We start from the raw sequence: 3,429 nt of genomic DNA, 5'->3' as shown, positions 1-3,429 counted from the left end.
CCGATCCAGTCGAATGGGCGGTGGGGCGCCCAACTAGCGGGAGATGGTTGGCTGGGGAGGATTCACGTTGGCGCTGCGATGAAGAAAATGTGGATCGTCCTGGTCATCGTGGCGGTGGTGGCGGTAGCGGGCTTCTGCGTACTGCGGCTTCGCACCTTTTTCGGCGTCCACGACGATCAGACGATGACCAGCGGCATCGCCGATGAGATCAAGCCGTTCAATCCCAAGCGCGTGGTTTACCAGGTTTATGGTCCCCCGGGGACGGTGGCCAACATCAACTACTTGGACATCAATGCCCAGCCCCAGAAAGCTAGCAACGTGCCTTTGCCCTGGACGCTCTCGGTTACCTCGACGCTGCCCTCGGTGAGCGTCAACATCGTCGCGCAGGGCGACAGCAACCAAATCGGCTGCCGGATCATCGTGGACGAGGTGGTCAAGGACGAAAGGTCGAGTCAGGGTATGAATGCGCAAACGTTCTGCATAGTGAAGTCCGCATGACCGATGACCGGGCCGCAGGGCTGCCGCATATGCCGGTTTTCGCGCGAACGGTCCACAAACTCGCGGTGCCCGTCGTCTTTGCCTGGGTGGGGCTTGTCGTCGTCCTCAGCGTCTTGGTTCCATCGCTGGACGCGGTCGCCGAAGAACACACCGTGTCGATGAGCCCCAAGGACGCGCCGTCGATGCAAGCGATGAAGCACATCGGCAAAGTATTCAACGAATTCAACAGTGACAGTGCGGTCATGATCGTGCTGGAAGGTGACAAGCCGCTGGGCGATGAGGCCCACCATTTCTACGACCAGATCGTCCGCAAACTCGAGGCTGACACGAAACACGTCCAGCACGTCCAGGACTTCTGGGGGGATCCGCTGACGGCCGCCGGTTCGCAAAGCTCCGACGGCAAGGCCGCCTATGTGCAGGCGTATCTTGCTGGTAACCAGGGCGAGAGCCTGGCCAGCGAGTCTGTCGCGGCGGTCCGCAAGATCGTGGACAGCGTGCCTGCGCCGTCGGGGGTCAAGGCCTATGTGACCGGCGCTGGGGCGTTGATCGCCGATCAGCACTCGGCCGGACAAAAGAGCCTCCAGAAGGTCACGATCATCACCTTCGTGGTGATCATCGTGATGTTGCTGTGGGTATACCGCTCGATTATCACCGTGTTCAGCACGTTGTTCATGGTGGTGATCGAGGTGATGGCGGCTCGGGGGGTTGTCGCTTTCCTGGCCTACAACAACATCATGGGATTGTCGACCTTCGCGGTTAATATTTTGGTGCTGTTGGCCATCGCCGCTGGGACAGACTATGCGATCTTTATTCTCGGCCGATATCAAGAGGCGCGCGGCCTAGGCGAGGACCGCGAAAAAGCCTTCTACACCATGTTCCACGGAACCGCGCACGTCGTCCTTGGCTCTGGCCTGACTATTGCCGGTGCGATGTATTGCCTGAGCTTTACCCGGCTTCCGTATTTCCAGACTATGGGTATCCCTTGTGCGGTCGGGATGCTGGTCGCCGTTGCTGCCGCGCTGACCTTGGGTCCGGCGGTCCTGACCGTCGGCAGTTTCTTCAAGCTGTTCGATCCTAAGCGCAAGATGCGGACCCGGGGATGGCGACGGGTGGGCACCGCGATCGTGCGCTGGCCCGGGCCAATTCTCGCGGTGTCAGTCGCGATCGCCCTCATCGGTCTACTCGCCCTACCCGGTTATCAAACCAATTACGACAACCGGCTGTATTTACCCCCGAGCGTCCCCGCGAATATCGGCTACGCCGCCGCCGAACGGCATTTCCCCGCGTCCCGGATGAATCCGGAATTGTTGATGATCGAGACCGATCACGACATGCGCAACCCGGCGGGCATGCTGGTGTTGGACCGGATCGCCAGGGGGGTCTTCCACATCCCGGGTGTCGCGCGCGTCCAGGCGATCACCCGGCCGCTGGGAACGCCGATCGAGCACACCTCAATCCCGTTCCAGATCAGCATGCAAAACACCACGCAGGTCGAAAACCAGCAGTACATGCACCAGCGCATGGACGACATGCTCAAGCAGGCCGACGCGATGCAACAGTCCATCGACACCATGCAGCGCATGTACAACATCACCTCGCAGATGGCCGCGGTCACCCACCACATGGACGGCCTCACGCATGAAATGTTGGATGTCACAAACACATTGCGCGACAACATCGCCAACTTCGATGATTTCTTCCGGCCGATTCGCAGCTACTTCTACTGGGAAAAGCACTGCTTCGACATCCCGGGCTGCTGGTCGCTGCGATCCCTCTTCGACGCGCTCGACGGTCTGGATCAGATCACCGAAAAATTCACCTATCTTGCCGGCGACATATCTCAGCTGGACGCCTTGATGCCGCAGATGCTGGCGCAGATGCCGCCCATGATCGCCACCATGACGACCATGAAGCAAATGATGCTGACCATGCACAGCTCGATGTCGTCGCTGTATGACCAGATGGACGTGATGAGCCAAAACTCGACCGCCATGGGCCAGGCCTTCGACGCCGCCAAGAACGACGACTCGTTCTACATCCCGCCGGAAGTCTTCGACAACCCCGACTTCAAGCGCGGTCTGAAGATGTTCCTGTCGCCGGACGGGCACGCGGCCCGCTTCATCATCTCCCATGAAGGGGATCCCGCGACCCCGGAAGGCATTTCGCACGTCGAGCCGATCAAGAACGCAGCCAAGGAAGCCATCAAGGGAACTCCGCTGGAGGGCGCCAAGATCTACCTTGCCGGCACCGCCGCGGTCTACAAGGACATGCGCGACGGCTCCAAATACGACCTGATGATCGCGGCAATAGCTGCGGCCAGCCTGATTTTGATCATCATGCTGATCATCACCCGAAGCCTGGTCGCCGCGGTCACCATCGTGGGCACGGTGCTGATCTCGTTGGGCGCCTCGTTCGGACTGTCCGTGCTGGTGTGGCAGGACATCATCGGCTTCAAACTGCACTGGATGGTGCTGGCGATGTCCATCATCTTGATGCTGGCCGTCGGATCCGACTACAACCTGCTGCTGGTGTCCCGTTTCAAAGAAGAAATCGGTGCCGGTTTGAAAACCGGAATCATCCGCTCGATGGCCGGCACCGGTGCGGTGGTGACGTCTGCGGGCCTGGTCTTCGCCGCCACCATGGCCTCGTTCATATTCAGCGATTTGAAAGTCGTCGGGCAGGTCGGCACCACCATCGGCCTGGGTCTGCTGTTCGACACCCTGATCGTGCGCTCATTCATGATGCCGTCCGTCGCCGCGCTGCTGGGGCGCTGGTTCTGGTGGCCGCAGCAGGTACGCACTCGCCCGGCCAGCCAGCTACTTCGGCCCTACGGGCCACGTTCGGCGGTTCGCGCCTACCTGCTGCCCCGGCAAGATGACCCGCAGTCGGCGACCACCGACCGGTTCCCGGCGGCCTCACCGCACTACTAAG

2 protein-coding genes are annotated in these 3,429 nt (G+C 60.7%); both read left to right on the top strand.

Annotated features, from left to right (window positions below):
• Positions 1 to 78 precede the first annotated feature (78 nt).
• Positions 79 to 498 carry an MmpS family transport accessory protein gene (locus HMPREF0591_RS29610; protein ID WP_007172563.1) on the top strand — a complete coding sequence of 140 codons (420 nt, stop codon included), beginning with the start codon at positions 79 to 81 and terminating at the stop codon, positions 496 to 498.
• Entirely contained in the window at positions 495 to 3,428 is a 2,934-nt protein-coding gene (locus tag HMPREF0591_RS29605; protein ID WP_007172562.1) for an MMPL/RND family transporter, read from the top strand. Before HMPREF0591_RS29610 ends, HMPREF0591_RS29605 begins: the two co-directional genes overlap by 4 nt.
• Position 3,429: the final 1 nt, after the last annotated feature.

The organism is Mycobacterium parascrofulaceum ATCC BAA-614 (assembly GCF_000164135.1).
In the GTDB taxonomy this organism is placed as follows: Bacteria; Actinomycetota; Actinomycetes; order Mycobacteriales; family Mycobacteriaceae; genus Mycobacterium; species Mycobacterium parascrofulaceum.
This window is presented reverse-complemented; position numbering and strand designations above follow the sequence as displayed.